The following is a 21,915-nucleotide window of genomic DNA, read 5'->3' on the forward strand; positions in this document are numbered from 1 at the left end:
CCTGATCGGCGCGCCGTGTGCTCAGCGCGCGGAGAACTGTGCCGTCCGCCGCTCGAGGTTGGCGGCAATCCCCTCAGCGCAGTCCTCGGTCTTCCACAGGGCGATCTGCTCGGCGATCTCGTGCTCGAGGATCTCGGTGACGGCGTCGGCCAGGCCCTCTCGCAGTGTCCTGCGGATAGAGCGGACGGCCAACGGCGCACGCCCTGCGATCGTCTGCGCCAGCTCAACGGCGCCTGCCCGCACGGAGGCGTTGGCGTCGTCACCGTCGGCGACGAGCACGTCGGCCAGGCCAGTGGACCGAGCCTGCTCCCCCGTGACCCGCTCCGCCGTCAGCAGCATGTGGCTCGCGACCTGATCGCCGACGATGCGCGGGAGCGACACACTCAGCCCGAAGCCCTGGTGGAACCCCAACGACGCGAAGTTCGCGTGGAAGCGTGACGAAGGCGCCGCCACCCGGAAGTCTGCGGCACAGGCCAGTCCCAGACCACCGCCGACAGCGGCCCCTTGCACCGCCGCGACCACCGGTACCGGGATGCGGAAGATCTGCGCTGCAGCCGTGTACACCTCACGGGCGTGGCGGGCACGCTCGTCGAGTCCGCCGTCCGCCCCGAAGTTCAGTCCGGCACAGAAGTGCTTTCCCTGGGACGCGAGCACGATCGCCCGAGCTCCGTTCGTGGCCAGCTCGTCGCCGACCTCGGCGATGCGACGCAGGACCTCCAGGTCGAAGTAGTTCGCCGGCGGACTCTGGACCTCGATGAGGCCGATGTGGCCCTCAACGGTGACTCCCACCGGCACGGTGTTGGTGGTTGGTGTGGGACTCATGTGGACGGAAGTCCTTCCTCAGGGTGACGGGCAACGAGTTCTGATAGGGATGGGGAAGCGAGGACCATCCGCCCGACGCGCGCTTGGACGTCGCACGACGGGGCCCACACCTGCAGCATTGAGTGCACACGTCGGGTCACCTGCTGGAGCGGGTACTCCCGCGTCATGCCGATCGCTCCGTGCGCTTGATGGGCTGCCGCCGCCGCACGGGCGGCGTTCTGCTCGACGACGACGGTCATGGCGTCAACCTCGAACTCGCCGGCACCCAGCGCGACGGCGCCGGCGGCGCGCTCCACGCCCAGTGTCGACATCGCGGCGGCCTGGGCCAGACCCACGACGTGCACCTGGACGGACTGGAAGGAACCCACGGGCTTGCCGAACTGGCGGCGCTCAGAGACGTACCGTGCGGTGATGTCGTACAGGCGTTGGGTCAGCCCGGCGAGGACGGCTGATCGCATGACCTCGGCGTGGCGTCGCAGCGGCGCGGCACCGCCGACCAGCTCCCCGACGATGCCGGACGGACTGTCGACCCGCACGCGGGGCCCCGGAATTCCGGCCATGTCCGTCGCAGCGGCAACGGTGTAGTCCTCGCGGCGCACCAGCACCACGACGTCACGGCCCGTCTGGTCGGTCGTCAGCACGACGACCCCGGCCGCCTCACCGGCCCACGGGACGGCCTGGATCTCGCCGGAGAGGACGCCGTCGACCACTTGGGGCACCGGTTCGTGGGTCGAGGCGCCCGCCAAGGTCAGGGGGCCCGCCACCGGTTCCACTCCCGCGCGCCCCAGCAGGGTCACGGCCACGTGGTGCTCGAGCAGTGGGAGTGGCGTGGCCCGGTGGCCGGCGAGCTGGAGCATCGCGACAGCGTCCGCGGAGGTCCCGCCGACGCCACCGTGCTCCTCGGCGATCCCGATCCACGGGATCTCGACCGCCTCGGCCCGTTCCCACAGCTCCCGCGGGAGGGCACCAGCGCGCTCGGCCGCATCGACGACCTCCGGCGTGACCTCACGGGCGAAGAAGTCGGTCAGGAGCTCGACGATCTCCGGGTCGGGGGCGACCAGGCTCCGCTCGTCAGTGGCGCTCATCGTGTCCTCAATCCCTTCGAGATGACCGATCGCAGGATTTCGTTCGTACCTCCGCGGATGGACCACGAGGGAGCCACCTGTACTGCTGTCGCCAGCAGACGCTCCTCGGGGTCGTCGGAGTCCTGCCGCGGCGGGCGTCCCAGGTGACGGGTGACGATCTCCACGCACTCCTGCTCGAACCGCGTCGCCATCTCCTTGACGAGGGCGGCTTCGATGACGGGCGACTTGCCGTCGTCGACCATCCTCGCCACGGCCAGGCTCATCCCCCGGAAGGCCCAGCACCGGGCCGCGATGGAGCCCAGATCGGAGGCGACGGACTCGCGCGCCCCCGTGGACTCACGGGCAGCCCACCGCTCGAGGACGGGCATCGCGCTCATCCAGCGGTCGACCCCGCCGCGCTCGAGCGCGAGCTCACCGGTGTTCTGCGACCAGCCGGCACCTACCAAACCCAAGCGCCATGTGTCATCGATGAAGACGTCCACGAAGGACAGCTCGCAGAAGTCCTTGGACCCGTCGATGAACTCGATCGGCGACACCGTCAAGCCGGGGGCGTGGCGATCGACGATGAATTGCGTGAGGCCGTTGTGGCGGTCCTCCGACGTGCGAAAAAGCGAGAGGATGTGGGTGGCCGTGTAGGCACCCGTGGTCCAGATCTTCGCGCCGTTGACGAGCCACCCACCGTCGACCTTCTCGGCGCGCGTGCGCACCGAGGCGAGGTCGGACCCCGAGTCCGGCTCACTCATCCCGATCGAGAACGACAACTCGCCGCGGGCGATACCGGGCAGGATCTGCTGCTTCTGGAAATCCGTGCCGTTGGCCGCGATGCTGGGCCCGGACTGGCGGTCGGCGATCCAGTGGTAGCCGACCGGAGCGCCCTTCGCCAGCAGCGCCTCGACCACCACGAGCCGATCCACGGCCGTCCGCCCATGACCTCCGTACTCCGTGGGCAGGGACATGCCCAACCAACCCCGGCCGCCCAGATCGCGGGAGAACTCCGGGTCGACGGCTCCGGCCATGCCCAGCCCGAGAGGGTAAGAGCCCTCCGGCAGTCGCTGGTCCAACCAGGAGCGCACCTCGTCCTGCAGGTCGCGCTCAATGCGGGTGAGTTCCGTCGCCTCGAGTCTCATGCCAAACCTCCTGCTGCTTCGACGGGCTCCGCGCTGCCGACGCCGACAGGCGTGCGGTCCTGCGCGGTCGGCAGGAACTCTGCGAGCACCTCGGCGGTGTGCTCTCCGATCAGAGGCGCTGCTCGACGCAAACCCCCGGGAGTGCGCGAGAAGTTCGCCATCTGGGGAACGACCCGGTACTGGCCCGCTGCCGGGTGCGTGACCAGCTCCAGGTCATCCACGAGGTCCTGAAGGGTCGCCACCCGAGTGGCCGGGATACCTTCGACCCGACAGAACTCGAGCCACTCCTCGGTCGTACGCGTAGGCCCGACCGCGCGAACATCCCGGTACAGGGAGTCGGAGTTGACGAGGGTCGCGCGCTGGTCGACGTAGCGCGGATCATCGTCCGCACCCTCCACACCGGCGGCCGAGAACAACCGCACGTAATGCCGTGGAAGGTAGGGGAAGAGGTGGACGAGACCGTCCTTGGTCGGGTGAGGGCGACGTTCGGGCGACAGCACCCGCGGGTAGCCCGGTGCCGGTCGACCAGGGGCCGCCACCGGCGGCTCCGAGATCGCGCCGCTGCCGTGCTCCGTGAGCATGAAGGCAGATGTCGCCTGCTGCATGGGGACCTCGACGTGCTGGCCGCTGCCCGTGCGCTCTCGGTGGAAGAGTGCGGCAGAGATCGCCTGCGCCATCACCAGGCCACACACCTTGTCGGCGAAGATCGTCGGCAGCAGGGACGGCTCGCCCGTGACCCGCTCGACCATGTCCGCGACGCCGCTGGCGGCCTGGATGATGTCGTCGTAGGCAGGCTCCTCGGACCGGTCGCTTGCCAGCGGAAATCCCTGCGCCTGGCAGTAGACCAGGTCGGGGCGCAGCTCCTTGAGCGAGTCGTAGTCGAGCCCGAGCCGACGCAGCACCTGTGGCCGCATGGTCGCGACAACGACGTCGCACTCCGGGACCAGCGCCCGGATGATCTCGCGACCTTCCTCGGACTTCAGGTCGACGTCGATGGACCGCTTGTTGCGGAGCAGGTTGAGCGCGATGCCCGACAGCTGCGCGTGCGGCCCCGGCCCCATGACGCGGTTGGTGTCGCCACCCGGCGCCTCGACGAGGATCACGTCCGCCCCTTGGTCGGCCAGCACCTGCGTGGCCAGCGGACCCATCACCACCCGCGTCAGATCAAGGACGCGGACGCCACTCAACGGACCGGACGGCGTCTCTGCCTCGCTGTTCACACCTGCCCCCTTCGAGCATCTAGCGAATTCATGCATGAATGTATACTATCATGAATGCCATCTCGTCCAATCGCCAGGAGACGCACATGAATCCGACAGAGGAACGGTCGCTCGACGCGATCTACCAGCACCGACTCTCCGAGGGCTCGCTATCCTTCCAGCGCTGCGACAACGACCACGCGGTCTTCCCACCGCGCCCCGCCTGCCCGACCTGTGGTTCCCGCGAGCTGGTCTGGCAGGACGCCGGGCCCGAGGCCACGATCTACTCCGCCACGACGATCTCGCCGCGCAACGCAGACCCCTACACCGTCGTCATCCTCGACGTCGACGACGGCTTCCGGATGATGTCCCGTCTCGACGGCGATGATGCCACGACGGCCCGCATCGGGGACCGGGTCCAGATCGACATCCGTCCCCTCACCGAGGACGGCGTCCCCCTCCCCTGCGCCGCCTTGATCCAGGCGGTGCCCGCATGATGCGCGAGGAGCAGCTGCGCGGCAGCACCTCCGTCGTCGGCGTGGCGGAAGCCGGCATCGGCGAGGTCGGCCCGGGCGTATCGGCCCTCCAGATCGCGGGCGAGGCCTCCCTCGACGCCATCGCCGACGCCGGACTCCAACCTTCCGACGTCGACGCCGTCTTCTGCCATTCGGCCTTCTTCACCTTCCCGGCCACCACCCTGAGCGAGTACCTGGGCCTCACCCCCCGGTACGTCGACACCACGGCCACCGGCGGCAGCTCGTTCGTCGCGCACCTGCGGCACGCGACGGCAGCCATCAACGCCGGGATGTGCGAGGTCGCGCTCATCGCCTACGGCAGCAACCAGCGCTCCCACTCCGGTGGTCTGGCCACGTCGGGTGCCAACTTGGTGCCGTCCTACGAGTTGCCGTTCGGTCCTCGCATGCCGGTCTCCGGATACGCACTCGCGGCCGCCCGACACATGCACGAGTACGGCACGACGCGCGAGCACCTCGCCCACATCGCCGTCGCTGCACGCCAGTGGGCTCAGCTCAACCCGGCAGCCTTCGCCCGGGACGACTTGAGTGTCGACGACGTCCTCGGGGCCCGCATGATCTCGTCCCCCCTCTCGGTGCGGGACTGTTGCCTCGTGACCGACGGCGCGGGTGCCGTCATCGTCACCACCACCGAGCGCGCCCGCGACCTGCGGCGCCCCATCGTCCCGATCCTGTCGGTGGCCGAGGCGTCGCGCCACATGAACATATCGACGACTCCGGACCTCACGACCACGGCCGCAGCCGAGTCCGGGCCCCGCGCCTTCGAGCTCGCTGGCCTGCGCCCGGCGGACGTGGATGTCGTCGAGGTGTACGACGCCTTCACGATCAACACATTGCTCTTCCTCGAGGACCTCGGCTTCTGCGTCAAGGGCGAAGGAGGGGCATTCGTGGCCGACGGCGGCATCGCCCCGGGAGGGCGACTTCCCGTCAACACCAACGGCGGCGGCCTGTCCTACACCCACCCCGGGATGTACGGGATCTTCCTCGTCATCGAGGCCGCGCGGCAGCTGCGCGGCGAGGCCGGGGACCGCCAGGTGGAGGACGCCCACGTCGGCCTCGTCCACGGCAACGGCGGCGTCCTGTCGAGCCAGGCCACCGCCCTGCTCGGCGATGCCAGCACCATCTGACCAGCTTGACCACCACAGTTCAGGGAGAACCAGATATGTCACGAATCCTGCAGGACCGCGTTGCCGTCGTCACGGGCGCCGGCCAAGGGATCGGTCGCGCCATCGCCGAGCGCTACGCCGCCGAGGGCGCCAAGGTCGCCGTCATCGACATCGATGGCGACCGGGCGACCGAGGTCGCCGACGCCATCACTGCCACTGGCGGCATCGCGATCGGCGTCGCCAACGACGTGGCCAGCCGAGAGTCTGTCAACGCAGCGGCAGCCGAGGTCGCCGAGAAGTTGGGGCCGATCACCATCCTCGTGAGCAACGCCGGCGTCACCCGCCCAGCGATGCTGTGGAAGATGACCGACGAGCAGTGGGACCTCGTCCAGGCAACCCACGTCAACGGCAGCTTCTACTGGCTCCAGGCCGTCGTGCCCGCCATGCGTGAGCTCAAGCAGGGCAACATCATCCTCACCAGCTCCGCTGCCGGAATCAACGGCACCATCGGCCAGATCAACTACGCGACCGCCAAGGCCGCGCTGCTCGGCATGGCCCGCTCCGCGGCCAAGGAGCTGGCGTCGTCCAACATCATCGTCAACGCGATCGCGCCGGCGGCCTCCACGCCGATGACGGAGACCATCCGCACCGACGAGCGCTTCAAGGACAAGTACCTCGACACGATCCCGCTCGGCCGCTGGGCGGAGCCGGAGGAGATCGCCGGAGTGTACGTCTTTCTCGCGTCGCCGGACTGTAGCTACATGACCGGCCAGACCTTCTCGGTCGACGGCGGTCGAGTGCCCGTGCGCTGACCGGACCGGTCGCAGGACGAAGGGGAGGGGCGTGGTGCCTGATCAGGCACCACGCCCCTCCCCTTCGTTCGGGTGCAGTCGTGGCTCACCCTGCGGTGATCAACCCGCCCAAGCGCTCGGAGATGATCCGCTCGGCACCGGCGACCATCCGCTCGACGAGCTCCTGCACCGTGGGCACATCCTCGATGAGGCCCTGAACCATCCCCACGGACCAGATCCCGGCATCCAGATCGCCGGTCTCGTAGACCTCGCGACCGCGCACACCAGCAACGAGGTCCCTGACATCGGCGAACACGGCGCCCGCGTCCAGCATCTCGACGACCTTGGTGCTGATCTCGTTGCGCGCGACCCTCGCGGTGTTGCGCAGCGGACGGAAGATCAGTTCAGTGTCGTGCTCGGTCGCGTCGACGATGCGGTTCTTGACCCGGTCGTGGATGAAGGACTCCTGCGTGCTCATGAATCGGGTCCCCATGTTGACCCCGTCTGCGCCCAGCGCCAGTGCCGCCACCAGGCCCCGCTCGTCGGCGATCCCGCCGGAGGCGATCACCGGGATCGTGATCCTGCTCGTCGCGGCCGGGATGAGGATGAGTCCCGGGGTGTCGTCCTCGCCGGGATGCCCTGCGCACTCGAAGCCGTCGATGCTCACGCCGTCGACGCCGACTGCCTCGGCCTTGACGGCGTGCCGCACACTCGTGCACTTGTGCAGCACCTTGATCCCGTGGTCATGGAAGAACGCCATGTGCGGCTCGGGATTCTGCCCGGCCGTCTCGACGATCGTGATGCCTGCCTCCGCGATGACGCGGCGGTACTCGTCGTACGGAGGCGGGTTGATCGAGGGCAGGATGGTGAGATTGACGCCCAGCGGCTTGTCGGTCATGTCCCGCGCCCGGCGGATCTCCGTCGCGAGGTCCTCGGGGGTGGGCTGAGTGAGTGCGGTGATGATGCCGAGTCCGCCGGCGTTGGACACGGCCGCGGCGAGCTCGGCCCGGCCTACCCACTGCATCCCTCCCTGGACGATGGGGTGCTCGACACCGAAGGTCTCGGTGAAGCGGGTACTCAACATGTCTGCCTCGTCTCTGGCTGTGGGTGGCGGGCGAAGGGTGGTCAGTGGGCCCAGTCGGGCCTGACCGGCCAATCGGGCAAGAAGTCGGGAACGTGGTCTTCGAGACCGGCCTCGAAGACCGCGGGGCGCTTCGCGAGGAACGCCTCGACGCCTTCGGCGGCATCCGGCCCGGTCTTCATCTGGGCGATGAGGCGGGACTCGAGGTCGTGGGTTTGCCAGATGTCGGTCTGGGTCAGCTGTGACCACAGCATCCTGCGGGTGACCGCCACTGAGACCCCCGAGGTGTTGTCGGCGATCTCGCGGGCGATGGCGCGCGCGCTCGAGAGCAGGTCCTCGGGCTCGACGACTCGAGAGATCAGACCACCACGCAGCGCCTCGTCGGCGTCGAAGACACGCCCGGTGAGGGCCCACTCGCTCGCCTGCGCGATGCCGACGACGCGGGGCAGGAACCAGCTGGAAACGGCTTCCGGTGCGATCCCCCGTCGGGCGAAGACGAAGCCGAACTTCGCCGTCGTCGAGGCGATGCGGACGTCCATCGGCAGTGTCATGGTCACCCCGACCCCGATCGCCGCTCCGTTGATCGCGGCAATCACCGGCTTGCGCAGTGAGGCCAGTCGGGTGGCGATCCGGCCGCCGCCGTCCCGGCGCAGGCCGTTGATCGAGTCCTCCTCGTCGGGAGCCGGCTGCATGCCCGCGCCTTGGTAGGCGAATGGCTTAGCGCCACTCGAACCGAGGTCGGCCCCGGCACAGAATCCCCGGCCGGCGCCGGTCACGATCACGGCCCGGACCTCGTCGTCGGCGTCGGCGCGGTCGAGGGCCTGCACGAGCTCGACGGTCATCCGGGGGGTGAAGGCGTTGAGCCGGTCCGGTCGATCGAGGGTGATCTCCATGACGCGGTCGACCACGCCGACCGAGATGTGGGTCGGGTGGCTCACTTGATGCCCCACTCCCCGGTGAACTCGACGTCCGTCTTGTCGGCGAAGGCCTTGAACGCAGCGGGCGCATCGACCGTCGCGTAGTTGACCGCCTGTGCCCGGGCCTCGGAGTCGAGTGCCTCCCGCATCGACTGGAGCACGCCCGCCTGAAGGAGGTCCTTGGCCTGCGCAAGGGCGATGGGTGGCATGGCCGCCAGGCGAGTTGCCAGATCCGCCACGAAGGCGTCCAGCTCGTCGGGCTGCGTGACCCAGGTGACGAGTCCGAGCTCGCGCGCCTCGTCGGGCGTGACGAACTCGGCCAGGTAGGCGAGCCGCTTGGCCTGCTGCAGACCCGCGAGACGGGGCAGGAGGAAAGAACCGCCGAAGTCGATGGTCAGGCCCCGCTTCGCAAAGATCTGGGAGAACTTCGCGTCCGCCGCGGCGACGACGAAGTCGCAGCACAGGGCGAGGTTCCACCCGGCGCCGACCGCGGCACCCTCCACCCTGGCGATGACGGGCGTGGGCAGGGTGTAGAGCGCCTCGGCGGTGCGGCTGATGTTGCGCACCCGGGTCAGCGGGTGCCCGCCCGGAACACCGGAGATGTCCGCGCCGGCGCAGAACGCCCCACCGGCACCGGTGAGCACCACTGCGCGGATAGAGTCATCGGTCGCGACGGTACGCAAGTGGTCGTACAGCCGGTCCCACCCTTCGGCGGTCTGGGCATTCTTGCGGTGGGGCCGGTTGAGGGTGATCGTCGCGACCGCCCCGTCACGGGAGAGGAGTACCGGGTCTTCGGTCGTCGCTGTCATGATCGTCTCTTTCACAGAGTCGCGAGGACGGCGGCGCCGAGCTCGTCCGCCACCTCTCCCCTGTTGCCGTGGGCCTGCTCGAGCGCCTTGCCCCGCTTGAGCCAGATCTGCAAGTCGTGCTCCCAGGTAAACCCGATGCCCCCGTGGAGCTGCAAGGCAGCGCGGTTGGCCTCGAACTCGGCGTCGAGGGCCACTCGGCGGGCGGCCAACGACGCGTGGCGCGCGTCCTCAGCGCCGGCAGCGACCTTGGCGGCCGCGGCGTGCACCTGGAACCGGGCCAGGACGATCCGCGCGGTCGCGTCCGCCAGCTGATGCTTCACCGCCTGGAAGGAGCCGATGACCCGTCCGAACTGCTCGCGTACCTGGACGTAGTCCACGGTGTAGTCGATCATCCGCTGCGCCAGCCCAATGAGGACCGAGGCCGAGCCGGATGCCTCGTGCGCCAACACCGCCTCGAGAGCCGCCGCGGAGCCGGGCAGCGGCTCGGCGGCCTCGGGCGGGACCTCGACGGCGAACTGCCGTCGCGAGGGGTCCATCGAGACCAGCGGCGTGAGGGCGCAGCGACTCAGGTCCGCCAGGTGCAGGGATTCGCCCTCCCGGTAGACGAGCACGTCGCTCACATGTGCGTCGGGCACCGAGGTGAGCCCCCGCAGTGCCGCGGTCGCGCGTATGGACCCGTCGGCGATGCCGGGGAGCCATGCCTCCTGCTGCTTGCTCGAGCCGGCCCGGGCGATCGCCACCGGGCCCGTCACGAGCGCCTCCAGCAGGGCGTCCGGGACCGCGTGGTGACCGATGCGCTCCAGGACGAGGGCCAGGTCGACGAGCGTGCCGCCGAACCCCTCGTTCTGCCCGGGGACTACGATCGCGGTCAGCCCCATCTCGGCCACGGCCCGCCACAGGTCCGCGGAACGACCGGTCTCGGTGTCCCACAGGCCACGGGCGACCTGGGGGCTGGCGACAGCGGCTGCGGCGCGGTCGAATCCCGCCGCCAGGTCGTGCTGCTCGGGTTCGAATGCGATCTTCATCCGCGTGGCTCCTTGGGAAGGCCGAGCTGGCGCTCGGCGATGAGGTTGCGCTGGATCTCGTTGGATCCGGCGTAGATCTCCGCACCACGGCCATGCCAGTAGTTGCGGCGCATGCCGAACATCTCGTTGTTCGGACCGTGGTCGGCCATGACCTCGGCGCCCGCCTGGAGCACCTCGAGGTTCTCCTCGTGCACCGCGGTGAGGATCTCGGTTCCCAGCATCTTGATGAAGCTGGAGTAGTCCTTGCTCCGCCCCGTGGCGATCTCGTGGGTGGAGGCGTAGGCGGCCTGCTCGTAGGCAGAGACCCACGCGGCGAGCTCTCCCAGACGTCGGACGGACCTCGGGTCCGAGCCTGCGTCGGCGGTGTCGCGTGCGAGGTCGACCAGAGCCTGCTCCATGCGGGTCTGGCTGCCGCGCGAGGTCCCGCGCTCCAGCGCCAGCGAGGTCGATGCCACCCGCCAGCCGTCGCCGACCTCGCCGATCACGTTGGCCACCGGTACCTCGACTCCGGTGAAGAACACCTCGGCGAAACCCGGGTTGCCGTGCAGCTGCCCGAGCGGCCGCACCTCCACCCCCGGGGAGCGCAGGTCGATGATGACGAAGGTGATCCCACGGTGCCCGCGGGACTGCGGGTCGGTGCGCACGAGGGCGAACATGGTCGTGGCGATGACACCCTGGGACGTCCAGATCTTCTGGCCGTCGACGACCATGGTGTCGCCCTCGATCCGGCCCGTCGTGCGCACCGCGGCGAGGTCGCTGCCGGCACCGGGCTCGGAGAAGCCCTGGCACCAGATGTCCGAGCAGTCGAGGATGCCGGGGAGGAAGGCCCGCTTCTGCTGCTCCGTCCCGTGGGCCATGACGGTCGGTCCGCCGTGGACCAGGCCCATCTTGTTCAGGCGCTCGGGGAGGCGGAAGCGGGCGTACTCCTCGTCGTAGATGAACTCGGCCCACGGGTCGAGGTCGCGTCCGCCGGCCTCGCTCGGCCAGCTCGGAGCGGCCCATCCTGCCGCGTGCAGCTTCGTCTCCCACTCCATGTGCTGGCTGAAGCCGGGCTCGGAGTACGGGCTGTCGAGTCGGCCCTGGGGCCTGTTCTCGGTGAACCAGTCCTGCAGCTCGCGCCGAAACGCCTGCTGCTCGGGTGTGAACGTCAGATCCATGGTGGGGTCAGTCCTCCGCGAGTTGTTTGGTCTTGTCGATGAAGCCGCCCGTGGTGCCACGTCGCCGGCGGACGGCACCGACGATCGAGGAGAGGACGACCAACCCCATGACCGCGAAGATCGAAGCCGCGACGGGGCGGGAGAAGAAGATGGACATCGAGCCTTCCGACAGCAGCATCGACTGTCGGAAGGCGATCTCGAGCACACTTCCCAGCACGAATGCGAGCACGAGCGGGGCGGGCTCGAAGCCCGTCTTCCGCATGAGGTAGCCGACCAGCCCGGCGGCGAGCATGACCCACATGTCGAACTCGGTGTAGTTGATCGTGTAGACGCCGACGAGGGTCACGAGCAGGGCGATGCCACCGATGATGCCGATGCGGACCCGGAGCAGCTGGACGAAGATCCCCACGAACGGCAGGTTCAGCGCGAGCAGGATCGCGTTGCCGATGAACATGGAGGCGATGACTCCCCAGAACAGCTCGGGGTGCTCCACGATCATGTTCGGCCCGGGGGTGATGTCCTGCATCATCAGGGCGCCGAGGATCAGGGCCAGGACGGCATTGGACGGCAGGCCGAGCGTGAGAAGGGGGATGAAGGCCGAGATCGACGACGCGTTGTTGGCCGTCTCAGGGCCCGCGACGCCCTGAATGGCGCCCTTGCCGAAACGGCTCGGGTCCTTGGCAAGCTTCTTCTCAGTCGCGTAGGAGGCGAGCGACGACATCACTCCCCCGCCACCGGGCAGCATGCCGATGGGGAACCCGAGCAGGGTGCCTCGGGCGATGGAGCCCCGGGACTGGTTCCAGTCGTCGCGCGTGGGGATGATTCCGTTGATCTCGCCGATCGTGCCTGAACCCGTCAGCCGCTTCTCGAGGTTGTACATGATCTCGCCGATACCGAAGAGGCCCATGGCGATCGCGACCAAGTCGATCCCCGAGAACATCTCCGGGATGCCGAAGGAGTACCTGGACGTACCCATGATCGGGTCCGGGCCGACCACTGCGAGCAGGAGGCCGAGGAGCGCTGCGATGACGCTCTTAAGGGTCGACTTGGTGCCCAAGTAGGTCACGAGGACGAGACCGAGGATGGTCAGGGCCGCGTACTCCGGCGGACCGAAGCGCAGCGCCCATGAGGCGAGCAGCGGCGCCACGAACGCCAGGCCGAGGATCGCGACCGTGCCGCCGATGAAGGAGCCGATCGCTGCGATCCCGAGCGCTGGACCACCACGTCCCTGACGCGTCATCTCGTAACCGTCGACGGCGGTGATGGCGCTCGCCGCCTCACCGGGGATGCGCAGCAGGACCGAGGTGATGGTGCCCCCGTACATCGACCCGTAGTAGACGCCGGCCAGCATCATGATCGCGGCCTCGGGAGAGATCGAGTACGTGATGGGCAGCAACAACGCGATAGTCGCGGTGGGGCCGAGTCCCGGGAGCACACCGATGACAGTCCCGATCGTGACCCCGAGGAAGACGAAGAGCAGGTTCTCAGGAGCGAGGACGACGCTGAATCCGTCAGCGAGCAGCGACAGGGGTCCCATGTCAGCGACCTCCCCAGAGACTGGCGACGATGTCGTCGGGGAAGCGAACCCCCAGGGCCTGGGCGAACAACAGATAGGTCAGGATCGGCGCGACGACGGCGATGATCGCGGACAGCCGCCAAGACTCCCCGTTGAGGCCCTTCAGCCAGAGCATCAGGAGGATCATCCCGGCGAGGATCATGCCGGTGTTCTGGAACACCACCACGAAGAGGCACAGTGCGACGAAGCCCGCGAGGACGCGTACCGAGTTGGACAGCTCGAATGCCTCGATGCCGTCGGTCAGGTCGACGCACAGGCCGACGACCGAGCTCACGATCAACGAGATGACCAGGACCCGGGGCCAGAACCCGGGGCCAGGTTGGCTCAGCGTTCCTACGGCCATGTCCCCGCCCTTGACGTGGAAGACCAAGGCGACGGCCACCACGAATAGCAAAGGCACCTTGGACGCAATCCATCCGGTGCCTCGCACGCGGCGCTCGGACCCTTCAGTGGCGACCTCGGTGAGGGTCTGCTCTTGATCCGTCATCTCGCTCATAATCCGTCCTCTCGGAGGGCCTGCCCGATCCGGTGTGTGGGGCCCGGGAATGTTCCCGGGCCCCACACGAGCGGATCAGCCGAAGAGGTCCTTCAGCACTGGCTCAAGGACCGCGATCTCCTCGTTCATCTTCTTGGTCAGCTCCTCGGACCCGATGAACTCCTCGGGAACCATGATCTCGCCCGACAGCGCCTCGTAGGTCGCCTCGTCCTGGACAGCCTTCTCCAGAGCGTCCTCAAGCGTGGCGATGACGTCATCGGGCGTCCCGGCCGGAGCGATCAGGATGAATGTCGAAACCCCATAGATGAGATCTTCGAAGCCGGACTCGGCAAAGGTGGGAGTGTCGGGCAAGAAGGGCACCCGCTCGGATCCCATCACCGCGAGCGGGCGGATCTTGCCTGCCTCGTGATGGGCCTGGACGCTCTCGGTGTATGCGGGCACGACCGCATCGACATTGCCGCCGAGGAGTGCGGTCACAGCTGGGGCGTCACCCTGGAACGGCACGAGCTGCACCGGGACGTCGTACTCACTCTGCCACCGCTCGATCTCGACGGCCTGCGGGGTCTGTGCGCCGGCAGCACCGATCTTGATCTCGCCGGGCTTATCCTTCGCGGCCTTCACCAAGTCGTCTATGGACTCGTACGGCGAGTCGACACCAACCAGGAGCACACCTGCTCCCTGCGTTACAACGCCGATCGGTGCAACGTCCTCAAGCGTGAAGCCCACATCCTCGATCAAAGGGACCCGACTCACGGCCGACGTCGTCGTCATGCCGATGTTGTACCCGTCGGGCTTGGCACGCGCGACCTCAGCCGACCCGACGGAGCCAGAGGCGCCCTCGACGTTCTGGACGACGACGGATGTGTCCAGCTGCTTTTCGAAGGCGGCTGCGATTGCTCGCCCGGAGATGTCCGTGGGCCCCCCGGCCGCATATGTCACGGTCATGTTGATGTCATCGTCGGGGTATCCCTCGCCTCCGGAGCCACCAGCGGAGCCAGAGCTCCCGCAGGCAGCCATCGACAGGGCCAGAACGCCGGCGAGAGTGCCGATGCCCAGTTTCTTCATGTTCCTACTCCTTTGTAGTGACTTACTTGCCGGCAGGCTCACGGGAGGCTCTTGGGACCCGCCGGTGACGTGGCCTGTCGTGGCTGTCAGCGGGTGGTGACCAGCGCGTCGAGCGCGAGAGCGCCCTGGCCGACCGGTCGCACGATGAACGGGTTGACGTCGATGCTGTCGAGGCGGTCGCGGTGGGCGTCGGCCAGTCGCGACAGCGCGACCAGCGCCCGGGCCAGTGCCTCGACGTCAGACGGTTCGGCACCCCGCGCGCCCGCCAGCATGGCGGAGCCCCGGATCTCGCCGATCATGAACTTGGCCGTCTCCAGGCCGAACGGCGCGAGGCGGTAGGTGACGTCCTTGAGGACCTCGACGAAGACGCCCCCGAGACCGAAGACGACCACCGGGCCGAACGTCGGGTCGTTGGACACTCCGATGATCGTCTCGACGCCGTCGGTGACCATCGGCGAGATCAGGACTCCCTCGATGCGAGCGCCGCCGTCGTACGCCCTCGCTGAGGCGACGATCTGGTCATAGGCAGCAGCCGCCTCCTCGGGCGTCGCAACGCCCAGAACCACACCACCGGCCTCGGTCTTGTGTGCGATGTCCGGGGAGACGATCTTCAGGACGACCGGGGCGTCGAGGCCCGCCTGCGCCTGTGCCGCCTCGGCAGCCGAGGTCACAACCGCCTCGGGAACAACGTCGATGCCGGCTGCCGAGATGAAGGCCTTGGCCGTAACCTCAGTCATGGTCTCCGGGAGCCCGGGAAGGACGGCCGTGCTGTCCGTCGCCGTCGCATCGGACGCCCGGCGGTCCTCGAACTCGCGGCGACGGCGCGCATAGTCATTGATCCGACCCATGACCTTGACCGCGTTGGAGATGTCGGCGAAGACGGGGATGGACATCTCCTCGATGGCTCGCCTCACCTCCGGCCGCGTCGAGGCCGTCACGACGATCGGGGCATCCGGATGCGCGGCACGTGCGGACGTCAGGCCGTTGACGAGGAGATCCGACCACGGCTCCAGGAATCCCATGTAGATGACGCCGAGCACGAGCTGGTCGAAGCCGCCGTCGGCCAGACAGGCGTCGATGAAGCTCGGCAGTAGCTTGGGGTCGTTCATGAGCTGGGCGGTGAGGTCGACGGGGTTGCCCACGCCCGCTGGCGGCCAGATGGCCTTGAGGTCGCGCTGCAAGGACGGCGACGTCGGCGGCACCTCGAGTCCGCTCTCGCCGGCCTCATCCGCGGCGAGGATCCCGACGCCACCCGATCCGGTGAGGATGCCGAGGCGGTCACCTTCGGGGAGCTTGCCGATCGCGAGCGCATAGCAGACGTCGAACATCTCGGCCATCGAGTCCACCCGAATGGCGCCGTACTGCTGGAAGAGGGCGTCGAAGACCTCGTCGGCCCCCACGAGGGAGGCGGTGTGGGACGCAACGGCCGTGGCCCCGACCTCCGAACGACCCACCTTCAGGACGACCACCGGCTTGCCAGCCTCCTGGGCGAGCTCGAGGGCCTCCCGCAGACGGTCCCCGTCGCGGCATCCCTCGAGGTAGGCCGCGATGATCTCCACCGACGGGTCCATCGCCATGTGCGCGAGGACATCGGCGAGCTGGATGTCGGCCTCGTTGCCGGTGGAGAGCCAGGGGTCGAACTGCAGCCCCTGCTGGGTGCCGGCGACGACCCACTCACTGGCGATCGCTCCGCTCTGACTCGCCAGTGCCACCGTGGCGAGGGGCTTCTGGGTGAAGGGGACGCCGGAGGACGCGGCGAAGGTGCCCACGGCGCCCGTGCGTCGATTCATGCTGCCGATGCAGTTGGGGCCCAGGAGGCGCATGCCGTAGCCGCGAGCGATGTCGACGAGCTTCTGCTGCTGCGCATCGCCGTTCTCGTCCATCTCCGCGAAGCCAGCGCTGAAGATGGTGACGACCTTGACGCCCTTGCGGCCGCAGGCATGGACGGCGTCGGTCACGGCCGAGTTCGGCAGGGCGATGAGCGCGAGGTCGACCTCCCCCGGGATCGACTCGATGTCAGGGAACGCCGGCAGGCCCTGGATGGTGTCGGCCTTGGGATTGACGGGGTAGACGGCTCCGGTGAAGCCGGACTCCTTGGCGAAGTGGACGGGGCGACCACCGATCTTGGTGGGGTCCGAGGAGGCCCCGAGGACGGCGATGCTCCGCGGCTCGAAGAGCGCGTCGAGCCCCGCGACGTTCGCCTTGCGGGCGGAGTGCGTCCGGGTACCGAAGTCGATCGGGGGCGAAGTGGTGGTCACAGCCACGGGTCCTTTCGTCGCGACGAGGTGTCGTAGCACACAACGTAGAGAGGAATTGTCCTGAATGCAAGATCGGATGCAAGAATGTATAAGAAAATGTTCTCCGATCTCGGAGTGCGGCCGATACGCTGCCGACACCGATGTAGACCCGAGTCTGCCCACCCCACCCGAGGGGTGACCCACTGAATCCAGGAGTGCCCCGATGGCCACCAAGACGTCCGCGACGACCGGCGTCCAACGTTGCTTGACCGAGATCCGCCAGATGATCATCTCCGGAGATCTACTCCCCGGCCAGAAGGTCCACCAGGGCGAGATCGCCGAGGTGCTGAACGTCAGCCGCATCCCCGTCCGTGAGGCCCTGTCCACCTTGCAGGCCGAGGGCGTGCTCACCTACAAGGCCAACACCGGCTTCACCGTCTCCCGATTCAGCGGTGAGGACCTCGCCGAGATCTACCTGATGCGCCGCCTTCTGGAGACCGAGATCCTCCGGTCGATCGACCTGTCGACCGTCGATGTCGACGAGCTCGAGGCGCTCAATGAGAAGCTGTCCGCGCTCTCCTCGTCCGACAACCCGGACGAGTACCAGGACACCAACCACGAGTTCCACTTTCGACTCTTCGCCTACTCAGACCTCCACCTGGTCACCCAGGAGGTCCAGAGGCTCTGGTACATGTCGAGCTTCTACCGCTCTTTGTACATCCAGGCCGCCGACTCCCGCCTGCGCGTGTACGAGGAGCACATCCAGATGATGGACGCCATCCGCAACGGCGACATCGAGGCCCTGATCGAGATCTCCAACGAGCACCGGCGCTCCACCGAGGCCCTGGTCACCCAGCGCATCGGCTTCTCCCGCCCGCGCTGACGGAGAGGGGCAAGTCCACCTCGGGTCGAGTTGCCCTCTGCAGCACTCCGGGCAGGCAGAGCCCCGCAGTGGTGGCCACATAGGCGCCCATCACCACCAGCGCGGCCCCCGTGCCGAATGCATCGGCCAAGAGGCCGTTCACCATCGCGGCAAGGGGCCGGGTGCCCATGAAGGCGATGAGCCACAAGGACATCACCCGTCCTCGCATCGAGGGAGGCACCACCTGGTGGAGCCTCGTAGTGCACCCGGATAGCGCCATGGTGAAGCCCACACCGGCCACGAGGAAGCAAGCGCACACCGTCCACGCCGTCGACATGAGTGGAATCGAGGCGAGACCCCCACCCAGGACGAGGAGACCCAGCACGGGCGCGATCGGAGCGTGCCGTCCCGAGTTTGCCGTGGTGGCGACAAGGCTCCCCAGCACGGCACCCACCCCGAAGGCCGAGCCGAAGTACCCGACGAACTCCTCACCGACACCGTGCCCGTCGGCCATCGCGGGAGCGAGGGTCACGACAGGATCGGCCCCCATGCCGACGGCGGTGACACCCAGAAGCAGGAGGATCACGACCGGGTTCCGCCGTATGTAGCTGAGGCCGTCGAGGAAGCCACCGCCCTCGACCCGCGCCCGGGGAACCTCGCCACGAGCGAGGGACATTGCGATCAGCCCGAACGCCAGGTGCCCTCCGGCCGCCGTGACCAGGGCAGCTCCGGACCCCACGAAGGCGGCGAGCAACGCGCCGATCGCCGGCCCCGCGGCTCGACCGAGCATGGTTGGAAGGGAGTCGATCCCGACCGCCCGACCGAGCTCGTCCGGCTCGACGAGGTCCGGGATCATCGCCTGCATGGCCGGGCCGCTGACGGCGAAACCGACACCGACCACGCAGGTCGCGACCAGAAGGACCGGGAGCCCCAGGCCATCCACACCGGCGGCGAGGACCCACAGGCCTAGACCCGCCGAGCCGGAGAAGCAGAAGGCGCGTCCGGCGGCGACCATCCGCCCTTGGTTCGCCCGGTCGGTCATCGGCCCGACGACCGGCGCCAGCAGGACCTGAGGCAGGAACTGGACCACACTGACGACGGCGACCCAGGTGGCCGACGAGGTGATCTGCCACGCGAGCACCGCCGCGACCACGTTGTGGATCCAGACACCCACGAAGGCCAGCGTCTTGCCGAGGATGAACGAGCCGAACCGCCGGTCCGTCAGCAGCTGCCAGGTGGACCGCCCTGCTCTGGGCGCGGTCGGCACGTCAGAAGTAGATGCGGGTGATGCTCTCGGCGACACACACGGGCCGATCCCCGCCCTCGCGCTCGATGGTGACCTTCCACACGAGTTGGAGCCCTCCCTGGATCGGATCGGCGGCTGTCAGGGCCAGGCGCCCTCGCAGACGCGACCCGACCGGGACCGGCGCCGGGAAGCGGACCTTGTTGACCCCGTAGTTGACCGCATGCTTGCGGTTCTCCACGCGGTAGATCTCCAGCATGAAGGGGACCATGAGACTCAGGGTGAGGTACCCGTGCGCGATCGTGCCGCCGAAGGGCCCGTCAACCGCGCGCTCAGGGTCGACGTGGATCCACTGGTTGTCCCCCGTAGCCTCGGCGAACTGGTCCACGCGATCCTGAGTCACCTCGAGCCATGAGCTCACGCCGATCTCCTGACCGGCGGCCTCCTGCAACTCCTCTGGCCCCGCAAACACCCGCATGTCGGCTCCTCCACATCTCAAGTATCTGATACATTTTTGTATACGGTTTGGACATTATCAGAGAATCGTCGGAGGGTCACCGAATGCGCGCCACTGTCTTGCACCTCCCCGGTGAGATCGCTCTGGTAGAACGCCCGAAGCCGCGCATCGTCGACGGCACGGACGCGGTCGTTCGCGTCACCACCGCTGCGGTCTGTGGCTCCGACCTGTGGTGGTACCGCGGTGACAACCCGTTCGACCAGCCACGACGGATGGGGCACGAGTTCATCGGCCGGGTGGAACAGGTCGGGCCAGATGTCACCACGGTCCAGGCGGGCGACGCCGTCATCGCGGCCTTCAAGGTCAGCGACGGCACCTGCATCCCGTGCTCCGACGGCTACACGTCGAACTGCCACCGCGGCTCGTACTGGGGGCAGAGCGACCGCGATGGCGCAGACCTCGACGGCGGCCAGGGCGAGCGAGTCCGGGTTCCGTACGCGGACGGCACACTCGTGCCGGTCCCCGGCGGCCTCGACGAGGCGCTGCTCCCCCACCTCCTCGCGCTCACCGACGTGATGCCCACCGGTCTTCACGCTGCGCAGTGCGCCGGGGTCCGGCCCGGCAGTGAGGTGGTGGTCATCGGGGACGGTGCGGTGGGTCTTTGCGCGGTCCTGGCCGCACGGCGGCTCGGCGCAGAGCGCGTCACCATCATGTCGCGCCACCCGGATCGTCAGGAGACGTCCCGGGCATTCGGTGTCGACGACATCGTGACCGAGCGGGGGGCGAAAGGGGTGGCCCGGATCCGCGCGCTCCACGGGGGCCTCGGCGCAGCCCACGTCCTGGAGTGCGTGGGGTCGGAGCAGAGCCTGCAGCAGGCCATCGACTGCACGCGACCCGGGGGCCAGATCGGCATGGTGGGAATCCCCCACGGCGTACCGTTGCGACCCCGTGACCTCTTCATCAAGAACCTCGGCCTGCGTGGTGGAGGGGCCCCTGCTCGCGCCCTCATCCCCGGGCTTCTCCCGGACGTCCTCGACGGCACACTGCTCCCCGGCGCCGTCTTCAACCGTCGCTACACGCTGGACGAGATCGGCACTGCCTACGCCGACATGGCTGAGCGGCGCACGATCAAGGCCCAGATCGACGTCACCCCGGTGTGAGACCACCAACATCCTGAGAGCCCAAGTACTCGCCGCCACTTCACCTCGTCTGCTGCTGTCCACAACAGTGGCCATGGCGCCAGCGCAGCTGGAGTCCATCCGTCAGAATGGGAGACATCCGAGGACTCGCTAGGGAGGAGGCAGCATGCGCGACATCGTGGAGACACCGATTTTGACGCTGTCCGCAACGAGTCGGCACCTCGCCATCCCGAAGGGGACACTCCACGCCTGGCTCACGGACACGCGCGGCCCGCTGGTGCATCGTGTCCCCGACCAACCCCACAACTGGCCGACGATCCCCTTCGTGGGGGTCGTTGAGGCCCACGTCCTACGTCTGCTGCGGCACGACCTCAAGCTGTCGCTGCCGAAGGTCCGAGACGCGGCGATGGCGGTCCGCCGTGAGTTCGACACGCCGTACGCTTTGGCGACGAAGCGGGTCGCCACGGACGGCGCCGACATCTTCATCGAGTACGCCACAGGCGAGCTCGCCCGTGCTCACGACGGGCAACAGCCGTTCCGCGAGGTCATCGACAGTCACCTGCGCTTCATCCGCTGGGGTGATGACGACTGGCCCGCCGCCATCACACTCCAGCAGTACTCGGAAGTTGCGCCGGTGATCATCGACCCCCGTTTTGCCTGGGGTCAACCAGTCGTCGAGCGGAACCGAGTCCCGGTTGCGGCGATCACAGAGATGTGGCGCGCCGGTGACCCGATGGACTTGATCGCAGAGGAGTTTGATCTCACCCGTGAGCAGGTCGAGACGATCTGCCGCGCAGCCGCCTGAGTTCTTCTGCGACAGAAGCCTGGGCAAGGTGGTGGCGCGAGAACTTCGCGCCCGTGGGTGGACGGTGCATCTGATCGCTGAGTACTACGACAACGACGGTCAGGACGTCCTCGACGAGGAGTGGATCTCCGAAGGCACTGCCAACGGGTGGCACTTGCTCACCAAGGACGCGGCGATCCGCCGTCGAGACCACGAAGCAGTTGCAGTGGGAGACGGGATGTTGTTCACGCTCGCTCGCCAGAATCTGCGGGCGCTGGACATGGTCGAACTTCTCGAACGCCACCGGAATCGCATCCTCAGGCTGATTGCTGCTGGCGAACCCGGGATCTACGTGATCAGGCAGTCAGAGGTCACGAAGTACACGCGTCCCAGATGAGCCCATC

The 21,915-nt window shown here is 68.1% G+C and carries 22 protein-coding genes; 7 read left to right on the forward strand and 15 right to left on the reverse strand.

What is annotated here, in order from left to right:
- Positions 1–21: 21 nt before the first annotated feature.
- The 4 genes from V1351_RS13835 to V1351_RS13850 are packed head-to-tail and all read right to left on the reverse strand — an operon-like array spanning position 22 to position 4,254.
- Positions 22–822, reverse strand: a complete 801-nt coding sequence (locus V1351_RS13835; RefSeq protein ID WP_338748774.1) for an enoyl-CoA hydratase/isomerase family protein — start codon at positions 820–822, stop codon at positions 22–24.
- On the reverse strand, positions 819–1,907 hold the full coding sequence (locus V1351_RS13840; RefSeq protein ID WP_338748775.1) for an acyl-CoA dehydrogenase family protein: 1,089 nt from the start codon (positions 1,905–1,907) through the stop codon (positions 819–821). Before V1351_RS13840 ends, V1351_RS13835 begins: the two co-directional genes overlap by 4 nt.
- Positions 1,904–3,034, reverse strand: a complete 1,131-nt coding sequence (locus V1351_RS13845) for an acyl-CoA dehydrogenase family protein (RefSeq protein ID WP_338748776.1) — start codon at positions 3,032–3,034, stop codon at positions 1,904–1,906. Before V1351_RS13845 ends, V1351_RS13840 begins: the two co-directional genes overlap by 4 nt.
- Entirely contained in the window at positions 3,031–4,254 is a 1,224-nt protein-coding gene (locus tag V1351_RS13850; protein ID WP_338748777.1) for a CaiB/BaiF CoA transferase family protein, read from the reverse strand. The genes V1351_RS13845 and V1351_RS13850 overlap by 4 nt, the downstream gene beginning before the upstream one ends.
- Positions 4,255–4,340: 86 nt before the next feature.
- Here V1351_RS13850 and V1351_RS13855 point away from each other — a divergent pair, with 86 nt between their 5' ends.
- Genes V1351_RS13855 through V1351_RS13865 form a run of 3 tightly spaced genes read left to right on the forward strand, consistent with a single transcriptional unit; the run spans position 4,341 to position 6,684 of the window.
- Positions 4,341–4,730, forward strand: coding sequence for a Zn-ribbon domain-containing OB-fold protein (locus V1351_RS13855; protein ID WP_338748778.1), 390 nt, complete (start codon positions 4,341–4,343; stop codon positions 4,728–4,730).
- Positions 4,727–5,893: an acetyl-CoA acetyltransferase gene (locus tag V1351_RS13860; RefSeq protein ID WP_338748779.1), complete on the forward strand. Its 1,167-nt coding sequence runs from the start codon at positions 4,727–4,729 to the stop codon at positions 5,891–5,893. Before V1351_RS13855 ends, V1351_RS13860 begins: the two co-directional genes overlap by 4 nt.
- Positions 5,894–5,928: 35 nt before the next feature.
- A complete protein-coding gene (locus V1351_RS13865) occupies positions 5,929–6,684 on the forward strand; it encodes an SDR family NAD(P)-dependent oxidoreductase (RefSeq protein ID WP_338748780.1) in 756 nt (251 codons plus the stop codon).
- 85 nt (positions 6,685–6,769) lie between these two features.
- Here the strand turns inward: V1351_RS13865 and V1351_RS13870 are convergent, their stop codons facing one another.
- The 9 genes from V1351_RS13870 to V1351_RS13910 form a co-directional block, all read right to left on the reverse strand.
- Positions 6,770–7,747 carry an NAD(P)H-dependent flavin oxidoreductase gene (locus V1351_RS13870; RefSeq protein ID WP_338748781.1) on the reverse strand — a complete coding sequence of 326 codons (978 nt, stop codon included), beginning with the start codon at positions 7,745–7,747 and terminating at the stop codon, positions 6,770–6,772.
- A 41-nt stretch (positions 7,748–7,788) separates the two neighbouring features.
- Positions 7,789–8,682, reverse strand: coding sequence for an enoyl-CoA hydratase-related protein (locus V1351_RS13875; RefSeq protein WP_338748782.1), 894 nt, complete (start codon positions 8,680–8,682; stop codon positions 7,789–7,791).
- Positions 8,679–9,470: an enoyl-CoA hydratase/isomerase family protein gene (locus tag V1351_RS13880; protein ID WP_338748783.1), complete on the reverse strand. Its 792-nt coding sequence runs from the start codon at positions 9,468–9,470 to the stop codon at positions 8,679–8,681. The genes V1351_RS13875 and V1351_RS13880 overlap by 4 nt, the downstream gene beginning before the upstream one ends.
- An 11-nt stretch (positions 9,471–9,481) precedes the next feature.
- Entirely contained in the window at positions 9,482–10,495 is a 1,014-nt protein-coding gene (locus V1351_RS13885; protein ID WP_338748784.1) for an acyl-CoA dehydrogenase family protein, read from the reverse strand.
- Entirely contained in the window at positions 10,492–11,652 is a 1,161-nt protein-coding gene (locus V1351_RS13890) for an acyl-CoA dehydrogenase family protein (RefSeq protein ID WP_338748785.1), read from the reverse strand. The genes V1351_RS13885 and V1351_RS13890 overlap by 4 nt, the downstream gene beginning before the upstream one ends.
- Before the next feature lie 7 nt (positions 11,653–11,659).
- On the reverse strand, positions 11,660–13,189 hold the full coding sequence (locus tag V1351_RS13895) for a tripartite tricarboxylate transporter permease (protein WP_338748786.1): 1,530 nt from the start codon (positions 13,187–13,189) through the stop codon (positions 11,660–11,662).
- Between the two features lies 1 nt (position 13,190).
- Positions 13,191–13,724 carry a tripartite tricarboxylate transporter TctB family protein gene (locus V1351_RS13900; protein WP_338748787.1) on the reverse strand — a complete coding sequence of 178 codons (534 nt, stop codon included), beginning with the start codon at positions 13,722–13,724 and terminating at the stop codon, positions 13,191–13,193.
- A 75-nt stretch (positions 13,725–13,799) separates the two neighbouring features.
- Positions 13,800–14,789: a tripartite tricarboxylate transporter substrate binding protein gene (locus V1351_RS13905; RefSeq protein WP_338748788.1), complete on the reverse strand. Its 990-nt coding sequence runs from the start codon at positions 14,787–14,789 to the stop codon at positions 13,800–13,802.
- A gap of 86 nt (positions 14,790–14,875) precedes the next feature.
- Positions 14,876–17,047 carry an acetate--CoA ligase family protein gene (locus tag V1351_RS13910; protein WP_338748789.1) on the reverse strand — a complete coding sequence of 724 codons (2,172 nt, stop codon included), beginning with the start codon at positions 17,045–17,047 and terminating at the stop codon, positions 14,876–14,878.
- A 202-nt stretch (positions 17,048–17,249) separates the two neighbouring features.
- Here V1351_RS13910 and V1351_RS13915 point away from each other — a divergent pair, with 202 nt between their 5' ends.
- Positions 17,250–17,909 (forward strand): GntR family transcriptional regulator, encoded by a 660-nt coding sequence (locus V1351_RS13915; protein WP_338748790.1) that lies wholly within the window; start codon positions 17,250–17,252, stop codon positions 17,907–17,909.
- Here V1351_RS13915 and V1351_RS13920 read toward each other — a convergent pair.
- Positions 17,875–19,155 (reverse strand): MFS transporter, encoded by a 1,281-nt coding sequence (locus V1351_RS13920; RefSeq protein WP_338748791.1) that lies wholly within the window; start codon positions 19,153–19,155, stop codon positions 17,875–17,877. The genes V1351_RS13915 and V1351_RS13920 overlap by 35 nt on opposite strands.
- 1 nt (position 19,156) lies before the next feature.
- Positions 19,157–19,609 (reverse strand): MaoC family dehydratase, encoded by a 453-nt coding sequence (locus V1351_RS13925; protein WP_338748792.1) that lies wholly within the window; start codon positions 19,607–19,609, stop codon positions 19,157–19,159.
- An 83-nt stretch (positions 19,610–19,692) separates the two neighbouring features.
- On the opposite strand from V1351_RS13925, the gene V1351_RS13930 reads away from it, so the two are divergent.
- The 3 genes from V1351_RS13930 to V1351_RS13940 all read left to right on the forward strand — a co-directional run bounded on the left by V1351_RS13930 (position 19,693) and on the right by V1351_RS13940 (position 21,908).
- Entirely contained in the window at positions 19,693–20,748 is a 1,056-nt protein-coding gene (locus V1351_RS13930; RefSeq protein ID WP_338748793.1) for a zinc-binding dehydrogenase, read from the forward strand.
- A 145-nt stretch (positions 20,749–20,893) separates the two neighbouring features.
- Positions 20,894–21,532, forward strand: a complete 639-nt coding sequence (locus tag V1351_RS13935) for a DUF433 domain-containing protein (protein WP_338748794.1) — start codon at positions 20,894–20,896, stop codon at positions 21,530–21,532.
- Between the two features lie 31 nt (positions 21,533–21,563).
- A complete protein-coding gene (locus V1351_RS13940) occupies positions 21,564–21,908 on the forward strand; it encodes a hypothetical protein (protein ID WP_338752555.1) in 345 nt (114 codons plus the stop codon).
- Positions 21,909–21,915: the final 7 nt, after the last annotated feature.

The organism is Janibacter sp. A1S7, from assembly GCF_037198315.1.
Taxonomy (GTDB): Bacteria; Actinomycetota; Actinomycetes; order Actinomycetales; family Dermatophilaceae; genus Janibacter; species Janibacter alittae.

What these genes read in the sequence shown, in the direction of transcription:
- V1351_RS13835 (WP_338748774.1), bottom strand. Translation starts at nt 822, where the DNA reads ATGAGTCCCACACCAACCACCAACACCGTGCCGGTGGGAGTCACCGTT.
- V1351_RS13840 (WP_338748775.1), bottom strand. Translation starts at nt 1,907, where the DNA reads ATGAGCGCCACTGACGAGCGGAGCCTGGTCGCCCCCGACCCGGAGATC.
- V1351_RS13845 (WP_338748776.1), bottom strand. Translation starts at nt 3,034, where the DNA reads ATGAGACTCGAGGCGACGGAACTCACCCGCATTGAGCGCGACCTGCAG.
- V1351_RS13855 (WP_338748778.1), top strand. Translation starts at nt 4,341, where the DNA reads ATGAATCCGACAGAGGAACGGTCGCTCGACGCGATCTACCAGCACCGA.
- V1351_RS13860 (WP_338748779.1), top strand. Translation starts at nt 4,727, where the DNA reads ATGATGCGCGAGGAGCAGCTGCGCGGCAGCACCTCCGTCGTCGGCGTG.
- V1351_RS13865 (WP_338748780.1), top strand. Translation starts at nt 5,929, where the DNA reads ATGTCACGAATCCTGCAGGACCGCGTTGCCGTCGTCACGGGCGCCGGC.
- V1351_RS13870 (WP_338748781.1), bottom strand. Translation starts at nt 7,747, where the DNA reads ATGTTGAGTACCCGCTTCACCGAGACCTTCGGTGTCGAGCACCCCATC.
- V1351_RS13880 (WP_338748783.1), bottom strand. Translation starts at nt 9,470, where the DNA reads ATGACAGCGACGACCGAAGACCCGGTACTCCTCTCCCGTGACGGGGCG.
- V1351_RS13885 (WP_338748784.1), bottom strand. Translation starts at nt 10,495, where the DNA reads ATGAAGATCGCATTCGAACCCGAGCAGCACGACCTGGCGGCGGGATTC.
- V1351_RS13890 (WP_338748785.1), bottom strand. Translation starts at nt 11,652, where the DNA reads ATGGATCTGACGTTCACACCCGAGCAGCAGGCGTTTCGGCGCGAGCTG.
- V1351_RS13895 (WP_338748786.1), bottom strand. Translation starts at nt 13,189, where the DNA reads ATGGGACCCCTGTCGCTGCTCGCTGACGGATTCAGCGTCGTCCTCGCT.
- V1351_RS13900 (WP_338748787.1), bottom strand. Translation starts at nt 13,724, where the DNA reads ATGAGCGAGATGACGGATCAAGAGCAGACCCTCACCGAGGTCGCCACT.
- V1351_RS13905 (WP_338748788.1), bottom strand. Translation starts at nt 14,789, where the DNA reads ATGAAGAAACTGGGCATCGGCACTCTCGCCGGCGTTCTGGCCCTGTCG.
- V1351_RS13915 (WP_338748790.1), top strand. Translation starts at nt 17,250, where the DNA reads ATGGCCACCAAGACGTCCGCGACGACCGGCGTCCAACGTTGCTTGACC.
- V1351_RS13925 (WP_338748792.1), bottom strand. Translation starts at nt 19,609, where the DNA reads ATGCGGGTGTTTGCGGGGCCAGAGGAGTTGCAGGAGGCCGCCGGTCAG.
- V1351_RS13930 (WP_338748793.1), top strand. Translation starts at nt 19,693, where the DNA reads ATGCGCGCCACTGTCTTGCACCTCCCCGGTGAGATCGCTCTGGTAGAA.
- V1351_RS13935 (WP_338748794.1), top strand. Translation starts at nt 20,894, where the DNA reads ATGCGCGACATCGTGGAGACACCGATTTTGACGCTGTCCGCAACGAGT.